Annotated in this window: 16 protein-coding genes, 1 tRNA gene and 2 pseudogenes; 13 read left to right on the forward strand and 6 right to left on the reverse strand. The window is 32.6% G+C overall.

Going from position 1 to position 20,357, the window contains the following annotated elements:
- Nucleotides 1-58: 58 nt before the first annotated feature.
- A pseudogene (locus tag AMD28_RS10990) lies at nt 59-1,923 on the forward strand (cation:proton antiporter).
- A 168-nt stretch (nt 1,924-2,091) separates the two neighbouring features.
- Here the strand turns inward: AMD28_RS10990 and lepA are convergent.
- Nucleotides 2,092-3,886 (reverse strand): annotated as a pseudogene (gene lepA, locus AMD28_RS10995) (translation elongation factor 4).
- A 159-nt stretch (nt 3,887-4,045) separates the two neighbouring features.
- On the opposite strand from lepA, the gene AMD28_RS11000 reads away from it, so the two are divergent.
- A complete protein-coding gene (locus AMD28_RS11000; RefSeq protein ID WP_055444161.1) occupies nt 4,046-6,445 on the forward strand; it encodes an outer membrane beta-barrel family protein in 2,400 nt (799 codons plus the stop codon).
- A gap of 650 nt (nt 6,446-7,095) precedes the next feature.
- On the opposite strand, the gene AMD28_RS11005 is transcribed toward AMD28_RS11000, so the two are convergent.
- Nucleotides 7,096-8,199 (reverse strand): TolB family protein, encoded by a 1,104-nt coding sequence (locus tag AMD28_RS11005; RefSeq protein ID WP_055444162.1) that lies wholly within the window; start codon nt 8,197-8,199, stop codon nt 7,096-7,098.
- Nucleotides 8,200-8,258: 59 nt separating this feature from the next.
- On the opposite strand from AMD28_RS11005, the gene AMD28_RS11010 reads away from it, so the two are divergent.
- Nucleotides 8,259-9,485, forward strand: a complete 1,227-nt coding sequence (locus tag AMD28_RS11010; RefSeq protein WP_055444163.1) for a M28 family peptidase — start codon at nt 8,259-8,261, stop codon at nt 9,483-9,485.
- 110 nt (nt 9,486-9,595) lie between these two features.
- On the opposite strand, the gene AMD28_RS11015 is transcribed toward AMD28_RS11010, so the two are convergent.
- On the reverse strand, nt 9,596-10,129 hold the full coding sequence (locus AMD28_RS11015) for a hypothetical protein (RefSeq protein WP_055444164.1): 534 nt from the start codon (nt 10,127-10,129) through the stop codon (nt 9,596-9,598).
- A 101-nt stretch (nt 10,130-10,230) separates the two neighbouring features.
- Here AMD28_RS11015 and dusB point away from each other — a divergent pair, with 101 nt between their 5' ends.
- Nucleotides 10,231-11,226 (forward strand): tRNA dihydrouridine synthase DusB, encoded by a 996-nt coding sequence (gene dusB / locus AMD28_RS11020; RefSeq protein ID WP_055444165.1) that lies wholly within the window; start codon nt 10,231-10,233, stop codon nt 11,224-11,226.
- A gap of 486 nt (nt 11,227-11,712) precedes the next feature.
- On the opposite strand, the gene AMD28_RS11025 is transcribed toward dusB, so the two are convergent.
- Nucleotides 11,713-12,918 (reverse strand): ABC transporter permease, encoded by a 1,206-nt coding sequence (locus AMD28_RS11025; protein WP_055444166.1) that lies wholly within the window; start codon nt 12,916-12,918, stop codon nt 11,713-11,715.
- Between the two features lie 67 nt (nt 12,919-12,985).
- Nucleotides 12,986-13,381 (reverse strand): 30S ribosome-binding factor RbfA, encoded by a 396-nt coding sequence (gene rbfA, locus AMD28_RS11030; protein ID WP_055444167.1) that lies wholly within the window; start codon nt 13,379-13,381, stop codon nt 12,986-12,988.
- 186 nt (nt 13,382-13,567) lie between these two features.
- Here rbfA and mce point away from each other — a divergent pair, with 186 nt between their 5' ends.
- The 3 genes from mce to AMD28_RS19040 all read left to right on the forward strand — a co-directional run bounded on the left by mce (nt 13,568) and on the right by AMD28_RS19040 (nt 14,456).
- Entirely contained in the window at nt 13,568-13,969 is a 402-nt protein-coding gene (gene mce / locus AMD28_RS11035; protein ID WP_055444168.1) for a methylmalonyl-CoA epimerase, read from the forward strand.
- A gap of 78 nt (nt 13,970-14,047) precedes the next feature.
- Nucleotides 14,048-14,121, forward strand: a tRNA-Ile gene (locus AMD28_RS11040).
- A 209-nt stretch (nt 14,122-14,330) separates the two neighbouring features.
- Nucleotides 14,331-14,456: a PID-CTERM protein-sorting domain-containing protein gene (locus tag AMD28_RS19040; protein ID WP_275077406.1), complete on the forward strand. Its 126-nt coding sequence runs from the start codon at nt 14,331-14,333 to the stop codon at nt 14,454-14,456.
- On the opposite strand, the gene AMD28_RS11050 is transcribed toward AMD28_RS19040, so the two are convergent.
- Nucleotides 14,453-15,046 carry a riboflavin synthase gene (locus tag AMD28_RS11050; RefSeq protein ID WP_055444170.1) on the reverse strand — a complete coding sequence of 198 codons (594 nt, stop codon included), beginning with the start codon at nt 15,044-15,046 and terminating at the stop codon, nt 14,453-14,455. The two genes, AMD28_RS19040 and AMD28_RS11050, sit on opposite strands and share 4 nt — an antisense overlap.
- 62 nt (nt 15,047-15,108) lie before the next feature.
- Here AMD28_RS11050 and pdxA point away from each other — a divergent pair, with 62 nt between their 5' ends.
- The 6 genes from pdxA (at nt 15,109) to accC (ending at nt 20,119) form a co-directional block, all read left to right on the forward strand.
- The gene (gene pdxA / locus AMD28_RS11055) at nt 15,109-16,155 is read left to right on the forward strand and encodes a 4-hydroxythreonine-4-phosphate dehydrogenase PdxA (protein ID WP_055444171.1); all 1,047 of its coding nucleotides are present in this window, start codon (nt 15,109-15,111) and stop codon (nt 16,153-16,155) included.
- Nucleotides 16,156-16,227: 72 nt separating this feature from the next.
- Nucleotides 16,228-16,767: a YceD family protein gene (locus AMD28_RS11060; RefSeq protein ID WP_055444172.1), complete on the forward strand. Its 540-nt coding sequence runs from the start codon at nt 16,228-16,230 to the stop codon at nt 16,765-16,767.
- An 8-nt stretch (nt 16,768-16,775) separates the two neighbouring features.
- On the forward strand, nt 16,776-16,979 hold the full coding sequence (rpmF, locus tag AMD28_RS11065) for a 50S ribosomal protein L32 (RefSeq protein ID WP_055444173.1): 204 nt from the start codon (nt 16,776-16,778) through the stop codon (nt 16,977-16,979).
- A gap of 179 nt (nt 16,980-17,158) precedes the next feature.
- Nucleotides 17,159-18,154 (forward strand): beta-ketoacyl-ACP synthase III, encoded by a 996-nt coding sequence (locus AMD28_RS11070; protein WP_055444174.1) that lies wholly within the window; start codon nt 17,159-17,161, stop codon nt 18,152-18,154.
- Between the two features lie 34 nt (nt 18,155-18,188).
- Nucleotides 18,189-18,677: an acetyl-CoA carboxylase biotin carboxyl carrier protein gene (accB, locus tag AMD28_RS11075; protein ID WP_055444175.1), complete on the forward strand. Its 489-nt coding sequence runs from the start codon at nt 18,189-18,191 to the stop codon at nt 18,675-18,677.
- 86 nt (nt 18,678-18,763) lie between these two features.
- Nucleotides 18,764-20,119, forward strand: a complete 1,356-nt coding sequence (gene accC, locus AMD28_RS11080; RefSeq protein WP_055444370.1) for an acetyl-CoA carboxylase biotin carboxylase subunit — start codon at nt 18,764-18,766, stop codon at nt 20,117-20,119.
- The last annotated feature ends 238 nt before the right edge of the window (nt 20,120-20,357 follow it).

Raw genomic sequence — 20,357 nt, forward strand, 5'->3', positions numbered from 1 at the left:
CAATAGATGTCCTTTATAATTATAATTATTTAGTATTTTCACACACAAAAACAACTAAATGTTAGAATTAGCAGGAATCATTATTTTAGGGATATTAGCACAATGGGTTGCTTGGAAATTTAAAATTCCAGCCATTTTGCCTTTAATACTTATAGGTTTATTGGTAGGACCAATTGCTGCAGAATTTTTATCTGAAGATGGCACCAAATGGATTGAACCTATTTGGAATGGAGAAGAAGGCTTATTTCCTGGAGAAAGCCTGTTTTACTTTGTGTCTTTAGCGATTAGTATTATCCTTTTTGAAGGAGGCCTTACCCTTAAAACCAACGAAATTAAAAACGTAGGACCGGTTATTACAAAATTAATAACCATAGGATCTTTGGTTACTTTCTTTGGCGCAGCAGTTGCAGCACATTATATTTTTTATCTAAGTTGGGAAATGGCTTTCTTATTTTCCGGTTTAATAATAGTTACTGGACCAACCGTAATTACACCAATTTTAAGAAACATACCATTAAAAAAAGATGTTTCCGCAGTTTTAAAATGGGAGGGAATTCTTATCGATCCTATTGGCGCTTTGGTTGCCGTATTAGTTTTTGAGTTTATTACCGTAGAAGGTGGAGGAGAATTTACCAAGACTGCATTTATCGAATTTGGGAAGATTGTTCTTTTCGGATTTACCTTCGGATTTACCTTGCACACGCATTAAATTTTATCATCAATAAAAAATGGGTACCACATTACCTGTTAAATGTATTTGCATTAGCGGCTGTTTTAGGCGTTTTTGTCTTAGCAGATACTTTTGCGCATGAATCTGGTTTATTAGCCGTGGTGGTAATGGGAATGGTTCTAGGAAACTCTAATTCGCCATACTTAAAAGAACTTCTTTATTTTAAAGAGTCTTTAAGCGTTTTGCTAATTTCTATTCTTTTCATATTACTAGCTGCAAATATTAATATGACCGATTTATATTTAATTTATAATTGGAATACTGCCGTGCTATTTGCTGTTGTGGTATTCATTATAAGACCTATTGGTGTATTTTTAAGTACGAGAGGTTCTACGTTAAAAACGAATGAAAAACTTTTTATTAGTTGGGTTGGACCTCGCGGAATTGTAGCTGCTGGTATTGCGTCTTTATTCGGATTAAAACTAGCAAAAGAAGGAGTTCCTGGAGCAGAATATATTACGCCTTTGGTTTTTATGATTGTACTCGGAACCGTTTTACTAAACGCAACAACAGCACGTTTGTTTGCAAAACTAGTTGGTGTGTTTTTAACTAAATCCGACGGAATTTTAATTGTTGGTGCTGCTAGAGTTTCTAGATTATTAGGTCATTATTTAGAATCTCACGGAAGACATGTGGTGTTAATTGATAGTAATCAAAACAATATTAATAAAGCAAAAGAACTCGGTTTAGAAGCGATAAGTACTAATATTTATTCCGATTCTTTAATGGATAATATAGAACTGAATGATGTTGGATACTTAATGGCATTAACAGGAAACACAGAAATTAACAAATATGCTATCGATAAATTCAGCAAAGAATTTGGAGAAAATGGTTCGTTTAGGTTAGTTACGCAAGAGGAAATGAATGATGGAAATAACAACCCTAAAGAAGGCTTATTTAGTCATACAGACGATTATAGCAATTTAGTTACCGTTGCCAAGAACTTTCCTTCTATTCAAGAAATCGATATTGAAAATAAAGAGCACTATAAAAGTTTAATAGAAATTACAAATAGTAACAAAAATATCATTCCTTTATTCTTTAAAGATGATGATGGCGAATTGCATATTATATCTTCTTATAATACAGAGATAGAAGATATTGGCGAAAATTGCCAATTGGTGTATTTAGGAAAACCTTTTGATGTGGAAAATGTTGCATTAATTCCGGAAAAGATTGGCGTTTCTTAAACACGAAGCTAATTTAAACGTTTGTTACTAAATTCCTGCGGAGGCAGGGATCTATCAAAATACAGAATAATCACAACCACTTGTTACGGTATTTAACTGTTCCCAATAGGACAAAAAAAATCCCTTTTTAAAAAGGGATTTTTTAATATATAAAAGTGATGTTCTATTTTAGTCATTCAGCTTTAAAACAGCCATAAATGCTTCCTGTGGTATTTCTACATTACCAACTTGACGCATACGTTTTTTACCTTTCTTTTGTTTCTCTAAAAGTTTACGTTACGTGAAATATCTCCACCATAACATTTTGCAGTTACATCTTTACGTAATGCTTTTACAGTTTCTCTTGCAATAATTTTTGCTCCAATAGCTGCTTGAATTGGAATATCAAACTGTTGACGCGGAATAAGTTCTTTCAACTTCTCACACATTTTTTTACCAATATTATGTGCATTATCAGCATGTATTAAAGCAGAAAGCGCATCTACTGGTTGCCCATTTAATAATACATCTAAACGTACTAATTTAGATACCTTCATTCCTATTGGATGGTAATCAAAAGAAGCATATCCTTTAGATACTGTTTTTAAACGATCGTAAAAATCGAAAACAATTTCTGCTAAAGGCATTTCAAACGTTAATTCTACACGAACAGACGTTAAATACGTTTGATTAATAATCATACCACGCTTTTCAATACAAAGCGACATTACGTTACCTACAAAGTCCGATTTTGTAATTATCGTAGCTTTAATAAATGGTTCTTCCACACGATTTACGGTAGAAGGATCTGGTAAATCTGATGGATTATTTACTATAAATGGTGTGTCTGGATGTTTGTTTGTAAATGCGTTATAAGATACATTGGGAACCGTTGTAATAACCGTCATATCAAACTCACGTTCTAAACGTTCTTGAATAATTTCCATGTGAAGCATTCCTAAGAAACCACAACGAAAACCAAAACCTAAAGCGGCAGAACTTTCTGGAGCAAAAACTAAAGAAGCATCATTTAATTGGAGCTTTTCCATAGAGTTTCTAAGCTCTTCGTAGTCTTCGGTGTCTACCGGATATATTCCTGCAAATACCATTGGTTTTACATCTTCAAAACCTGCAACAATATTGGTTGTCGGATTCGCAAAATCGGTAATTGTATCTCCAACTTTTACTTCTTTTGCCGTTTTGATACCTGTAATTAGGTATCCTACATCCCCTGTTTTTACACTTTGTTTTGCAACTTGTGTTAGCTTTAAGGTACCAACTTCATCGGCATTATATTCTTTATCTGTAGCGACAAATTTATCTTTTGTCCTTTTTTAATTTCCCCATTAAAAACTCTAAAATAGGTTTCAATACCTCTAAAAGTATTGTAAACAGAATCAAAAATTAAGGCTTGTAAAGGTGCATCCGGATCTCCTTTTGGAGCAGGAATACGCTCTATAATTGCTTTTAAAATATTTTCGACACCAAAACCAGTTTTTCCACTTGCGTGAATAACTTCTTCTGGATCACAACCTAAAAGGTCTACAATATCATCGGTTACTTCCTCAGGATTTGCACTTGGTAAATCAACTTTATTTAATACGGGAATAATTTCTAAATCATTCTCAAGGGCTAAATATAGATTCGAAATGGTTTGTGCTTGTATACTTTGAGCAGCATCTACAATAAGTAAAGCGCCTTCACAGGCAGCAATAGATCGAGAAACCTCATAAGAGAAATCTACGTGACCAGGAGTATCAATAAGGTTCAAGACGTATTCTTGTCCTTCGTAAGTATATTCCATTTGTATGGCGTGCGACTTGATGGTAATACCACGTTCGCGCTCTAAATCCATACTATCTAAAAGTTGTGCTTGTTGTTCGCGCGCAGTTACCGAACCTGTTGCATCGAGTAAACGATCGGCAAGGGTACTTTTTCCGTGATCAATATGTGCAATAATGCAAAAATTTCTAATGTGCTTCATAATCCTTTTCTCTTCTCTTTAGAGATTTGGCAAATATAACGCATTTATTATGCTTTTTCATACTTTTATTTTGTAGGAAAAAGACTAATTTATTTATGGGTAAACCGTAAAATAAAATGTAAAAGTATTGGTATATTGCGAGTTAATATTATTAAAATTTTGAAAATCAAAAAGAAGCTTTTATTATTATTTGTATTTATTCCTTTAGGAATGCTTTGCCAAGATTTTTCCCTAAACGGAAAAGTTTTTGACGCTAATAAAAATGCTATTTCTTTTGCTAATATTGTTCTTCTAAGTAAACAAGACTCTACCATTGTATCTGGAACAAGTAGTAATGATCTAGGAGACTTTTATCTAAATAAAATTCAACCAAACAGTTACATTTTAAAAATTTCTTTTGTTGGTTTTCACGATTATTCCAAAGAAATTCAAGTAGATAAAAACATAACCTTACCTTATGTAATACTTAACGAATCTAAGCAAAGTATAGAAGAAGTTAGCATTGTTGTAAAAAAACCAACCGTTAAAAAAGAGGTGGATCGTTTAGTTTTTAATGTTGCAAATACAGCATTAAGTGAAGGTAATATGATGGAAGTTTTACGAAGTACGCCTGGTGTTTTAGTAATTGACAATAATATTCAAATAAAAAGTGGCGCACCAACGGTGTATATAAATGATAAAAAAGTACACCTTTCTGGAGAGGAATTAGCACAACTATTAGAAGGTTCTCCTGCTAATAATATAAAATCGATTGAGGTTATCACCAATCCTCCTGCAAAATACGATGCTTCCAGTGGTGCTGTTTTAAATATTGTAATGGATAAAAATTTAATAACAGGATATAGAGGTTCTGTTTTTACAAATTATACTCAAGGAGTTTTTCCAAGGAGTAATGTAGGAACAACTAATTTTTATAAAACCGAAAAATTTAATGTATTTGCCAACTATAGTTTTACACAAAGCAAAATAAATAGAGAGAGTGATGAGGTGATTAATTTTTTAGAAAACGATGCTGTTTCTGAAAAATGGACTACGGATATTGATAGAAACTCCTGGTCTAAAACACATAATTTTAATCTAAACTTAGATTATTTTTTTGATGATTATAACACCTTAAGTTTTGCTTCCAATTTATTATTTCTGCCATATTATAAATATAAAATTAAAAGTAATACAGAAATTAGTGAGAACGCTAGCAACCCACTTACTAGCTTTAAATCTGATAACTTATCTAGAGATAGAAAACACAATTTAGGGTTCGATTTAGATTATGTGCATACCTTTAAAAACGAAGCAAAACTATCTTTAAATACGCATTATACGGTTTATAACTACAACAGGAAACAAGATGTTTTTAGTGATTATTTTTATCAAGACACACCAAATACAACGAACGCATTTAATACAAAGGCAAATCAAGGTACAGATATTTACACTTCGCAATTAGATTATAGTGCAACAATAAATGAAACTTCTTCTTTTTCTTTAGGAATTAAGACCTCCTTTATTACAGCTGAAAGTGACATCACACAGTTTGATGTAGTGGGAAATAATCAAACGTTGAATACCGATAATTCGGATGCTTTTAATTATAACGAAGATATTCTTGCTGCTTATATTGGGTATGATAAAAAGTGGAAAAAATGGAGCTTATCTGCTGGTTTCCGAATAGAAGAAACAGCTATTAAAGGAGAATCTCCAATTACAAACGAAGAAAACAAACAAGACTATTTAAAAGGATTTCCTGTTTTTAATTTACAATATCAAATTACAGATAAAGTAAGTGCTACTGTTAATTATAAACGCAGTGTAGACAGACCAAGTTATCAAAATTTAAACCCTTTTGCGTATTATTTAAACGATAATACTATAGTCACTGGAAACCCAAATTTACAACCAGCATTTGTAGATTATATTAAGCTTGGTACAACCATAAATGACATGTATACTTTTGAAGCGTATTATAAATATATGGACGCTAGTTTTTTAGAGTTACCTATTCAAGATAATATAGAAAATCAAATCATTTACACCCCAATAAACTTAAGTAATACCGTAGAGTATGGTTTTGATTTTACTACTTATTTTAATGTTACCAAAAATTGGTTTCTTTACTTTGTAACCTCCTTTTATAATATTCAAGATTTAGCAACATTAAATGGCGAGCGTTTAAAAACAGACTCTTGGTCTAATTATTCTGTTCTAAGTAATGATTTTTCTTTATTAAAAGATAAAAGTCTAACCGCTAACTTAACATTTGTATATGTAGGTAAAAACCAACAAGGTTTTCAAACAGTAGATGGTAGACTTGCAACCGACTTAGCAATTAAAAAAACGATTTTAAAGAAAAAAGCTACTATATCTTTATCGGCAGCAGATTTGTTTAACCTCCAGGATTTTACTGTAAACGCTAAATATCTAGATCAAAATAATTCCAGATACTCCAACCAAGACAATAGGTATATAAAACTTGGCTTTAGTTATAAATTTGGAAACACGATTTTAGAAACAAACGAGCGTACTAAATCCCGTAAAGAAAGAGATCGTTTAGAGAAGTAACAAATTCATACGAAAGTAGGAATTTGTTAGTCTTGCCACTCTGCAATAAACAAGTTTGTATCAGAATTAATATATTTCAGAATATCGCTAATCGCTCCATTCTGCAATATCGGTATCATTCTTTAATTATATTTCAGAATTGCCATCCTTTTAGTCTTGCCATTCTGCAATAAATAAATTAGTATCAGAATTAATATATTTCAGAATATCGCTAATCGCTCCATTCTGCAATATCGGTATCATTCTTTAATTATATTTCAGAATTGCCATCCTTTTAGTCTTGCCATTCTGCAATAAATAAATTAGTATCAGAATTAATATATTTCAGAATATCGCTAATCGCTCCATTCTGCAATAAACAAGTTCGTATCAGAATTAATATATTTCAGAATTGCCAACCTTTTAGTCTTGCCATTCTGCAATAAATAAATTAGTATCAGAATTAATATATTTCAGAATATCGCTAATCGCTCCATTCTGCAATATCGGTATCATTCTTTAATTATATTTCAGAATTGCCATCCTTTTAGTCTTGCCATTCTGCAATAAATAAATTAGTATCAGAATTAATATATTTCAGAATATCGCTAATCGCTCCATTCTGCAATATCGGTATCATTCTTTAATTATATTTCAGAATTGCCATCCTTTTAGTCTTGCCATTCTGCAATAAATAAATTAGTATCATGTCCGCCACCATTATTTCTATTCGAAGAGAAGACTAAGTATTTACCATCATTAGAAAACACAGGGAAAGCATCAAAAGTAGTACTATGCGTAACGCGTTCTAAGTTTTTACCATCAATATCAATCAAGTATAAATTAAATGGAAATCCGCGAGGGGATTCAAAGTTAGAAGAGAATAAAATTTTCTTTCCATCTGGGTGAAAAAACGGACTCCAATTCGCGTTTCCTAAGTCGGTTAATTGCTTTAAATCACTACCATCAGCATTACATATATAAAGTTCCATTTCGGTTGGTTGTACTAACCCTTCCGCTAATAAATCTTTATATTCTTTAATCTCTTCTTCGGTTTTTGGTCTAGAAGAACGGAAGATAATTTTTGTGCCATCTGGAGAAAAGAAAGCGCCTCCATCATAACCCAACTCGAAAGTAATTTGCTTTACATCACTTCCGTCTAAATTCATAGTATATAAATCGATATCCCCATTTCTAGTAGAGGTGAAAACAATTTTATCGCCTTTAGGAGAAACCGTCGGCTCTGCGTCATAACCAACTTCATGTGTTAATTGTGCGGTTATATTTCCTTCTAAATCGGCTACAAAAATATCATAGGTATCATAAATTGGCCAGATGTATTTTCCGTTTTTACGTAAAGGAGTTTCTGGGCAAGCATCATCTCCTAAATGTGTAGAAGCATAAATAATATGTTCGTTATCTGGTAAAAAATACGCACAAGTAGTTCTTCCTTTTCCGGTGCTAATCATTGGAGGAATTTTATCTTTAAATATTTCGTCAGCATCCATTAAAAACATCTGATCGCAATCTACATTCCAGTCTTTGTTATTCGACTGAAAAACTAATTGCTTGTCATCAAAACTCCAATATGCTTCGGCATTATCACCACCAAAAGTAACTTGACGTATATTTTTAAAATGCGTTTCTTCCGGATAAATTAAAGAATCCACCCATTTTGTAGCTCCCGTTGTAGCATCTCCTGTTTTAGAAGTATTCTGTTTACAGGAAACAAAAGAAAAAGCAAGTAATATGTATAGTACGTAGTTTTTAGTCATGATTTTTTACTTAAATGGCATTTAATACCTAATTTTGTGTAAAATTAATATTTATCATTATGAAATATAGCATTCTTGTCATTTTTTTAATTCTATTGAGTTCTTGTAAAGAAGATATAGTTACACCAGAAGTATCTATTGAAGAAGACGTAGCATTTTTAGCAGATGATGCTTTAGAAGGCCGACAAACAGGAACAGTAGGAGAGCAAAAAGCTGCGGAATATATCGCAAAACGCTTTCAAGATTTAGGTTTACACGCCAAAGGAACGGATGGTTTTTTTCAAACCTTTTCCTTTAAACCAAAAACAGATCCGCATCAAGAAGTGAATTATACCGTAAAAGATGGAGACAGTACCATTACAGGAACTAACGTAGTAGCGTATATAGATAACCAAGCAGAAAACACTGTGATTATTGGTGCGCATTATGACCATTTAGGTTATGGTGCTGAAGGTTCTTTATATAGAGGGGAAAGAGCTATTCATAATGGAGCAGATGACAATGCAAGTGGTGTAGCAGTGCTACTAAATTTGGCAAAACGATTAATGAAAGGGAATATTAACAACAATTACTTATTCATTACTTTTTCTGGTGAAGAAATGGGATTATTAGGTTCTAACTATTTTGTGAAAAATCCAACGATAGATACGAAGAAAGCAAACTATATGATTAATATGGATATGGTTGGTAGGCTTAAAAAAGATAGTACACTTGCTGTTTATGGGGTTGGTACTTCGCCAATATTTAAACAAACTTTAAAAGCGAATAACAACCGATTTAAATTAGTGCAAAAAGAATCTGGAGTAGGACCAAGTGATCATACTTCTTTTTATAATGCAGATATTCCTGTGTTGCATTTTTTTACTGGTCAGCATGAAGATTACCATAAACCTTCAGACGATACAGAACGTTTGCATTTTAACGGCATGCAAGTAATTTCAAATTACATTTTCGAGATTGTTAGCGATTTAGATAATAACGGAAAACTTCCTTTTAGAAAAACGAAAAACGAAAGCGAAGATGTACCACGTTTTAAAGTTGGATTAGGTGTCATTCCAGATTATTTATACGACGGAAAAGGGATGCGAATTGATGGAATTAGTGAAGACAAACCAGCACAAAAAGCAGGATTACAAAGAGGAGACGTAGTTGTAAAACTTGGCGAGATTGAGGTGATAGATATGACAACATACATGATAGGATTATCAAAATTTGAAGAAGGAGATACTACCAAAGTGATTGTAGAAAGAGATGGGAAAACAGTAGAAGCCGAAATTAGCTTTTAAAACCCAATTAAAGTAGCGCAAATTGTAACGCATTTTATAAATAAAAAACAGCAACAAGAATAATTAAATTTTTGCTGCTGTTTTTCTTTATAGAAGCAATAAACACAGAATTACACCCCTAAAATTTTAGCATCTACTCTAAATTTGGTGTCAATGGTAATGTCGTGTGTTTCGCTAATTGTTTCGTCTGTAACTGTTTTAACACGTAAACTAAAAGTGTCTTTTTTAATAAACTCTTTTAATTCTTGATCGGTAACTTGTAATTGTAAAGTGCTAGAATTAGTGTCTTCTAAATCAAAAGCGTTTGCTATTTCTAATTCCTCAACACCTTCGGCATTAATATAAACGTGAATTTCTTTTAAAAAGTTAAAATCTCCATCTTCCGGAGTATCGATAGTAAGCTTAATCGTTTTTAGTTTAATACTTTCAATTAAATCTTTACGTGTATCGTTGTTTTCAAAAGTAGACTCCGACTCTGTAGTCATGTCTGGCGTCTGGATATCAAAAGGAGTGTTTATTAAAGTGGTAGGTTGTATGGTATAATTGGTTTGATAGTCTAAATCGAATTTGGTTAACTCATCTATAGCACTGCAATTTAAAAGGAGTATAACAGGGACAAAAAGTAAAAGTAGGTTCTTTTTCATTTTATGTTTTTGCTGCAAAGGTACATATTTAGAGATAAGCGGTTTTTACGTTTATTTTTTATAAAAATAAAAGACTTATTTTTGCGGAAAATATTAAGTACTTGGTAAAAATAGGCAACATAGAACTTCCTGACTTTCCTTTATTGTTAGCACCAATGGAAGATGTAAGTGATCCACCTTTTCGCGCATTATGCAAAGAACAAGGTGCAGATGTGGTATACACAGAATTTGTTAGTAGTGAAGGTTTAATTCGTAACGCAGCAAAAAGTGTTATGAAATTAGACATTTATGAAAAAGAGCGTCCTGTTGGGATTCAAATTTTTGGAGCCAATTTAGATAGTATGCTGCAAACTATTGATATTGTTGCAGAATCTAAACCAGACATTATTGATATTAATTTTGGTTGTCCGGTAAAGAAAGTAGTTAGTAAAGGTGCAGGAGCAGGAATCTTAAAAGATGTCTGTTTGATGGAGCAATTAACTGCCGAAATGGTGAAACGCACCAACATTCCAATCACGGTAAAAACACGTTTGGGTTGGGATCATGATTCTATTCGAATTGTTGAGGTTGCTGAAAGATTGCAAGATGTTGGCTGTAAAGCGATAGCAATTCACGGACGTACAAGAGCGCAAATGTATAAAGGAGATGCCGATTGGAAGCCAATTGCAGAAGTAAAAAATAATGCACGTATGCATATTCCTGTTTTTGGAAATGGCGATGTTACTACTCCAGAACGCGCCATGGAAATGCGTGATGTATACGGATTAGATGGTTGTATGATTGGTCGTGCATCCATTGGTAATCCTTGGTTTTTTAAACAAGTAAAACACTTTTTTGAAACAGGAGAACATTACCGACCAATTAATATGCAAGAACGTGTAGAAGCGGCTCGTAGACATTTGCAAATGTCTATTGACTGGAAAGGGGAAATTCTTGGTGTTTTTGAAACGAGAAGACATTATACCAATTACTTTAAAGGGATTCCACATTTTAAAGAATACCGAATGAAAATGGTTACTAGTGATGCATCTGTAGATGTGTTTGCTGCGTTTGATGAGGTGTTAGAGAAGTTTGGAGACTTTCAGTTTACAGAATAGATTTATAGATTCTAAAGTATTATAATCACTTGCTCCTCTCTTTAGTTAAAAGCGGAGCGTTTGAAGAAAAAAGCGAAGCTATTTTTTAGGAACAAAACTCCTCTTTCTTCCCGTTTTCTTTTTGGAAAACTGCAATTCATTCTCCTCTTAAACTTAAGAGGAGAGCTTTTACGAGTATATTTTTATTTAGTTAGAAAACAAGGCTGTATATATTCAAAACACCTCTTTCTTACAGCCAAAATTATAATTTGTACTTGCTCCTCTCTTTAGTTAAAGAGAGGTGGTTTTGACTTTAGTCAAAAGCGGAGAGTTTGCAAATTGCGCGAAGCTGCAACAAAATAGATTTTTTTAAGTAATTACTTTCCTTTTAATTAAACCTTAAGCATAGCAAGTACACGCAAGAAGGATTGCACAATTTGTTTGAGCTCCTTGAAAAGAGCGAGTTGTAAAAGCCTGTTTGCCTTTTTCAGGCAACTTGCCAAAAAACTAATTAGACACTAAATTTTTAGTAATTCTTGCAGATGCAATTTTAGAAGCAATAACCCCCAAAACAGTAATGGTTAAAAACACAATTCCTACGTTTATTGCTTTTAATGCAACCGGATAAGGTAAAGAAGGTGTTATCATTATGAAAGCGAAGGTTTGCTGTAGAAAAATAAGAAGTACTCCAATAATTAAACCTATAATGCCGCCTAAAAGTGTCATTAAAACTCCTTGATAAAAGAAGATGTTTTGAATATTTTTTTGGGTTGCGCCAAGATTAAATAAGGTGTTTATGTTTTTCTTTTTGTCTAGAATCATCATAATTATAGAACCAATAACGTTAAATAATGCGATGATTAATACCAAAGTAAATATGAGGTAAACGGCTAAATATTCGGTGTTTAGCATTTTATAAAGCGCATCATTTAATTGTGCTCTATTTTTTAAAATCACTTTATCGCCTAAAATATTTTGAATGTTTGTTCTTGCTTGCTCTTCGTTAAAACCTTCTTTTAGTTTAAATTCTATGGCAGAGATTTGATTGTCTTTATAGCCTAACAATTCTTTAGCAAATTTAAAAGGTGCGTAAACGTATTTGTCGTTTAGCTCTTCGTTAATATCAAATATACCGACATTAATGGCTTGAAAGGTGTTGTAAATTTGTTTTTCGGAAGTGATTTGTCCCTTACCAGGTTTCATCACATATAAACTAACACGTTTACCATAATCTAATACGCCAAAAGAGAGGTTGCTCGAAATTCCCCAACCGACTACAATTTGGTTGGTGTTTTGTGTAAGCCAGCTTCCTAATGGGATTACAGAATCGATGATGTTTACTTTTTCGTAATTTTCATCTACGCCTTTTATGTATGCGTTTGGGTAGTTTTTTTCATCAAAAGCGATAAAAACACGATCTTCAATAATTTTAGAATATGAAACAATATCTTCTAGATCATCTAGTTTTTCTAATTCGTCATCTGTAATAAAAAAAGATTTTCCTATGGCGGTTTCGGCTTTTAAATCGGGATCGACAATAGACGTAAATTGTAAGGTGAAGTCTTTTAAACCAGCAAAACCAGATAGTACAATAAATAAAGAAGCGGCACCAAGAACAATGCCGATAGCTGCAATTATGGTAATAAAATTAATAGCATTGTTACTGCTTTTAGAATGCAAATAACGTTTCGCTATGTATAAAGGGAAATGCATGTTTATTTTACAATAACAAAAATGAGTTTTAAGTAATAAATATAATGGAAAGGTTTAATAAAACCGATTATTGTTTTTTACGTTTTCCTAAAAGTTCAGGATCGTTAATAGGGTCTTCTTTTCCTTTTAAAGACTGTTCAATCTTGTCAATATACTCTAAAGAATCATCTACAAAAAACTCTAAATTTGGCATACGTCTTAATTGATGTCTAGTACGTTGCGCTAATTCATGTCTAATTAAAGGGGTATTTGATTTAATTCCTTCTAATAGTTCTTTCCCTTTATTATTAGGAAAAATACTTAAATACACTTTAGCAACAGAAAGATCTACAGTTACTTTTACTTTACTAACAGAAATAAGTATTCCTTTCATACCACCTTGTGATGCTGCTTTTTGTAGCACATCCACTATATCTCGTTGTAATACAGAACCTATTTTTTTTTGTCTTTGCGTTTCTTCCACTTTAAATGTATTTTAGATTCAGAGTAATCTGAAATCTTATTTCAATATAAAAGATAAACTTTATCTTCTACAATGCAAAAATAGTTGATATTTAAGGATTATTGTATTTTTAAGGCATTAAAATAAATTTTAGTAAAAAAATAGAAGTTAACCTAAAAAATATTTTCGCTTTCGCGGAAAGTAAACATGAATAAAATTGAACACATAGGTATTGCTGTAAAAGACTTGGAAAAAGCGAATAAATTATATGCGCAACTTTTTGGAGAACCGCATTATAAAGTAGAAGAAGTCGCTAGTGAAGGCGTAAAGACCTCGTTTTTTAAAGTCGGCGAAAATAAAATTGAATTATTAGAAGCTACCAACGAAAATAGCGCAATTGCTAAGTTTATAGAAAAGAAAGGAGAAGGAATGCATCACATTGCTTTTGCTGTAGATAATATTGAAAAAGAAATTTTAAGATTAAAAAAGGAAGGTTTTAAAATAATTAACGAAATCCCTAAACAAGGAGCAGACAACAAGTTAGTCGTTTTTTTACATCCAAAAAGTACGAATGGCGTCTTAATAGAGCTTTGTCAAGAAATTATTTAAAAAATATTCTTGTAGAGTTTTAAAATATGTAGTAATATTGCACACTCTTTAGCAATAGAGAGTTTGACATTTGTCAATGGTCCCATAGCTCAGTTGGTTAGAGCACCTGACTCATAATCAGGTGGTCCTTGGTTCGAGCCCAAGTGGGACCACTTTTTTTATACAAGTATAGAAAAAGTGTTAAGATTTAACGGTTTACCGATGTTTTTTTGCAATTAGAAGGTTTTTTTTAACTAAAAAGATTTAGAATTTTTTGTTAAGTCGCTTTTTTTTATACATTTACAACTGAATGATACAAAACAAAAAAATAATTGCCTCAATCTTATTTTTATTAATAAGTTTTGTTAGTGTTGCGCAAACGATGAGTGGACCACCTCCACCAGCGCCACCTCCACCTCCAGGTCTTCCTATAGATGCTGGGATTTACTTGTTATTAGCTATTGGTTTGATATATGGTATTGTAAAAACAATTAGATCGAAAGCTTAAAGTTTGTTTAGGTCTACTAATCTAGCTACATATTTTCCAATTACATCAAATTCTAAATTTACTTCTGTACCCATTTTAAAATGCTTAAAATTTGTGTGTTCATAAGTATACGGAATTATAGCCACGCTAAATTCGTCTTTTTTAGAGTTTACAACTGTTAGGCTTACACCATTAATGGTAATAGAACCTTTTTCAATAGTGATATTATTTAACGCACTATCATATTTAAAAGTAAACAACCAACTTCCCGAAGTGTTTTCAATATGTATACAAGTAGCTGTTTGATCTACATGACCTTGTACAATATGGCCATCTAATCGTTCTCCTAGCTGCATTGCTCTTTCTAAATTTACTACATCGCCAACCTTAATAGTATTTAAATTTGTTTTTTCTAGCGTTTCTTTAATTGCAGTTACTTTATATTCGTTATTGTTAATAGCAACAACCGTTAAACACACGCCGTTATGCGCTACGCTTTGATCTATTTGTAGTTCTTGCGTAAAATTACTTTGCACTGTAATGTGCAAATTATCAAGCTCTTGATCTAGTTGTTTTACCTCTCCTAATTCCTCAATGATACCAGTAAACATTATTGTCGATTATTTAGTTAAATTTGTAACAGTAAAATTACAAACAAAAGTTAGCATTATTAATGAAGAAAGAAGAAAATATAATTGTAGGTATCTCTATTGGAGACTTAAATGGTATAGGAGCAGAGATTGTACTAAAGACTTTTGAAGATCCTAGAACGCTAGAATTTTGTACTCCAGTAATTTTTGCATCCGTAAAAACAATGACTTTTTTAAAAAATCATTTTAAAGTAGATGTAAATTTAAACGGAATAAACAACCTAGATCAAATACTTCCACAAAAAATAAATGTCTTTAACGTTTGGAATGATCATGTGAAAATTCAATTCGGTAAAGAAGATTTTAAAATAGGTGAGTTTGCTATAAAATCTTTGGAAGCTGCAACAAGTGCTTTAAAAAATGGAAATATAGATGTGTTAGTTACTGCACCTATAAACAAACACAATATACAGTCGGATACCTTTAAATTTCCTGGACACACTAATTATTTAGAACAAGAATTAGAAGGAAACAGTTTAATGTTAATGGTTGCCGGCAAATTACGTGTTGGTTTATTAACAGATCATGTGCCGGTAAAAGATATTGCAACACAAATTACACCGAAACGTATAAAAGAGAAAATAGAAACGATTTATACTTCGCTACAAAAAGACTTTAAAATTAGAAAGCCTAAAATAGCAGTATTAGGTATTAATCCGCATAATGGAGATAATGGGGTTATTGGCACAGAAGACGATACTGTTTTAAGACCAACATTAGAAGAAATTAAAAAAACAGGGAAGCTTGTTTATGGTCCTTATGCCGCAGATAGCTTTTTTGGTTCTAATAATTACACAAATTTTGATGCTATAATAGCTTCTTATCACGATCAAGGATTAATTCCTTTCAAAACACTTTCTTTTGGACAAGGTGTAAATTATACGGCAGGGTTAAATAAAATACGTACTTCTCCAGATCATGGAACGGCTTTTGAAATCGCAGGAAAAAACATAGCAGACAACAGTTCTTTTAAGGAAGCAGTGTTTAAAGCTATTGAAATTTATAAGAATAGATTAGAGTACGATGCATTAACGGAAAACCCTCTAAAATTCAATCAAAAAAAGATATAAACAAAAAAATGTTTATAACTGTGCTTGGTAAATAAAAATTTGTATATTTGCAGGCTCAAAATAGATGTGAAAATGAAGCATTTGAAAGCATTTACAATACCATTTGTAGGTTTAAAAGCAGGAGAACACCTTTTTGAGTATGATATTGAACAATCGTTCTTTGAACATTTTGAGTATGAAGATTTTAATGATTCGAACATTAAAGTAGCTGTTATTTTAAATAAAAAATCAACGTTACTAGAATTGAATTTTAAAATTTCGGGAACTTTAAACGTTAATTGTGACGTAACCAATGAACCGTATGATCAAGAAATCGAAAGTGAATTCGACTTGGTTGTTCAGTTTGGAGAGGAGTACAATGACGAAGACATGGACATATTAATCATTTCACATGGTGAATATGAAATAAATATACAGCAGTATATTTATGAACTTATTGTTTTAGCAGTTCCTAATAAACGAATTCATCCAGGAGTTGAAGATGGTACATTAGATTCAGAAATACTTAAAAAATTAGAAGAACTTAGCCCTAAATCGGCTGAAGAAAAAGAAAACAAAGAGGATATAGATCCTCGTTGGAATACACTTAAGAAACTATTAACGGATAAATAATATAAAAAATGGCACATCCTAAAAGAAAAATCTCAAAAACAAGAAGAGATAAAAGAAGAACACATTATAAAGCAGTTGCGCCACAAGTTGCTACATGCCCAACAACAGGTGAGGCTCACCTATACCATAGAGCGCACTGGTTTGAAGGAAAATTATACCACAGAGGACAAGTTTTAATCGACAACTCACAAGTAGAAGAAAATTTAGCATAGTTACTATGCGTGCATACAATAAAACGCTCCTCTGTGAGCGTTTTTTTTGTTATATATTTTTCTTTACGTTAAAAACAACTTAATTTGCATCAGATTAAGCCGAAACCTATCCCTTTAATTAAAATGGTATTCGTTTTTGCTAATCTTCAACGATTTTAGGTCGAATTAACACCAAAATTATGAGCAAAATCTCAGCAGCGATAACAGCTGTAGGTAAATATGTTCCAGAATATGTATTGACTAACCAAATATTAGAAACTTTGGTAGATACAAATGATGAATGGATAACTTCTAGAACAGGAATCAAGGAACGTAGAATATTAAAAGAAAAAGGTAAAGGAACCTCTTTCTTGGCAACGGAAGCTGCCAAAGATTTGATAAAAAAATCAAATCTAGATCCCAAAGAAATAGAATTAGTTATTGTGGCAACAGCTACAAGAGATATGCAAGCATCTGCAACAGCAGTATTTGTAGCTTCACAAATTGGAGCAACAAATGCTTTTGCTTATGATCTAGATGCAGCATGTTCTGGTTTCTTATATGCGGTTTCTACGGCTTCTAGCTTTATAGAATCTGGAAAGTATAAAAAAATATTAGTTATAGGAGCAGACATGAACTCTTCTATGATTGATTATACAGACAGAGCAACGTGTATCATCTTTGGAGATGGAGCAGGAGCGGTACTTTTTGAACCTACTACAGAAGATTTAGGGGTTCAAGATGAATACTTAAGAAGTGACGGAACTGGAAGAGAATTTCTTCAAGTTCCTGCAGGAGGATCTATAGAACCAGCAACCTTAGAAACAGTAAAAGCAAAAAAACATTTTGTTTTTCAAGACGGTAAAACAGTATTTAAATGGGCGGTTTCTAATATGGCAGACGCTTGTGTCAAAGTCTTAGAAAGAAATAACCTTACTAATGATGATATCGATTGGTTAGGAGCGCATCAAGCAAATAAAAGAATTATTGATGCTACCGCAAGCAGAATGGATTTAGATTCTAGCAAGGTGATGATGAATATTGAAAAATATGGAAATACGACTTCTGCAACGATACCTTTATTATTAAACGATTACGAATCTAAACTTAAAAAAGGAGACAAGGTGATACTTGCTGCTTTTGGAGGTGGATTTACTTGGGGCGCTATTTATATAAAATGGGCTTATAATTCTTAAACTAACTAACAATCATAATTAAAACTTGAATATTATGGATATTAAAGACATTCAAAACCTAATTAAATTTGTAGCCAAATCTGGTGCAAGTGAGGTTAAATTAGAAACTGACGATATTAAAATTACCATAAAAACTGGTGGAGACGATAAAGCAGAAACCCAAACATTTGTACAACAAATACCAATGGGCGCTATGGCACAAGCACCAGTTGCTGTTGCAGCACAACCTGTTGCAGATGCAGCTCCTGTAAAAGCAGCTGTTGCAGACGAAGACAACTCAAAATACATCACCATTAAGTCTCCAATAATTGGAACTTTATATAGAAAACCTTCTCCAGACAAACCAGTTTTTGTGGAAGTAGGACAAACTATTAATGAAGGAGATGTTTTATGTATCATCGAAGCAATGAAACTTTTTAACGAAATAGAATCAGAAGTATCTGGTAAAATCGTAAAAGTTTTAGTAGATGATTCTTCTCCAGTAGAATTTGATCAACCATTATTTTTAGTAGATCCATCATAACCCTTTAAAAATTCCAATACACAAATCTAAACATCCAATATTTGGAATTTGGAGCTTGGAATTTGAAATTTTTAATACAAAAAGTTATGTTCAAAAAAATATTAATTGCCAATAGAGGGGAAATTGCATTACGTGTAATTAGAACCTGTAAAGAAATGGGCATTAAAACAGTTGCTGTATATTCTACAGCAGATGCGGATAGTCTTCATGTTAAATTTGCAGACGAAGCCGTATGTATTGGTCCAGCAGCAAGTAGCGAATCCTACTTAAAAGTATCTAACGTAATTGCAGCAGCAGAAATTACCAATGCAGATGCAATACATCCAGGATACGGATTCTTATCTGAAAACGCTAAATTTTCAAAAATTTGTGAAGAACACCAAATAAAATTCATTGGTGCTTCCGAAGAAATGATTAATAGAATGGGAGATAAGGCGAACGCCAAATCTACTATGATAGAAGCTGGAGTACCATGTGTTCCAGGAAGCGAAGGAGTAATAAAAGACTTTGCAGACTGCGAAAAAGTAGCCTTAGAAACTGGTTACCCAGTAATGCTTAAAGCATCTGCTGGTGGTGGTGGAAAAGGAATGCGCGCCGTTTGGAAAGCAGAAGATTTAAAAGACGCTTGGGATTCTGCAAGACAAGAATCTAAAGCAGCTTTTGGAAATGATGATATGTATATGGAAAAGCTTATTGAAGAGCCTCGCCATATCGAAATTCAAATTGTAGGAGACTCTACGGGCCGTGCTTGTCATTTATCCGAAAGAGATTGCTCTATTCAACGTCGTCATCAAAAACTAACCGAAGAAGTACCTTCGCCGTTTATGACAACCGCCTTACGTAAAAAAATGGGGGAAGCAGCAGTAAAAGCAGCAGAATACATAAAATACGAAGGAGCAGGAACGGTAGAATTTCTAGTAGATAAACACAGAAATTTCTACTTCATGGAAATGAATACTCGTATTCAAGTAGAACACCCAATTACAGAACAAGTAATTGATTTTGACCTGATACGTGAACAAATTTTAGTAGCTGCAGGAGTGCCAATTTCTGGTAAAAACTATTTACCACAATTACACTCTATCGAATGTCGTATTAATGCCGAAGATCCATATAACAACTTTAGACCTTCGCCAGGAAAAATAACAACATTACATGCTCCGGGAGGACATGGAGTACGTTTAGATACGCACGTGTATGCTGGGTATAGCATTCCGCCAAACTACGATTCTATGATTGCTAAGTTAATTACAACGGCGCAAACAAGAGAAGAAGCTATTAATAAAATGAAACGTGCTTTAGACGAGTTCGTTATCGAAGGAATAAAAACAACCATTCCTTTTCATAGACAATTAATGGATCATCCAGATTATTTAGCAGGAAATTATACTACTAAATTTATGGAAGATTTTGTAATGAAACCTCAAGCAGAAGAAGACTAATTTAAAAGCTGCTTCTAGACATTAGACTAAAAGTTTCAAAATATATTGGTATTCCCTTAAACTAAGGTATAAAAAAACTCCGAAAGCAATTTCGGAGTTTTTTTATTTATAAACCATAGCTTTGTTAGGTCTTTTTTATGGTGTTCCTTTTGCTTTTTTAAGAAAGCAAAAGTCAGGCTTTCACAAGTCGCTCTTTGCAAGGAGCTCCAACAATTGCTCAATCCTTAACACAGTTTAG

Origin of the sequence: Lacinutrix himadriensis, from assembly GCF_001418105.1 — a bacterium.
Taxonomy (GTDB): domain Bacteria; phylum Bacteroidota; class Bacteroidia; order Flavobacteriales; family Flavobacteriaceae; genus Oceanihabitans; species Oceanihabitans himadriense.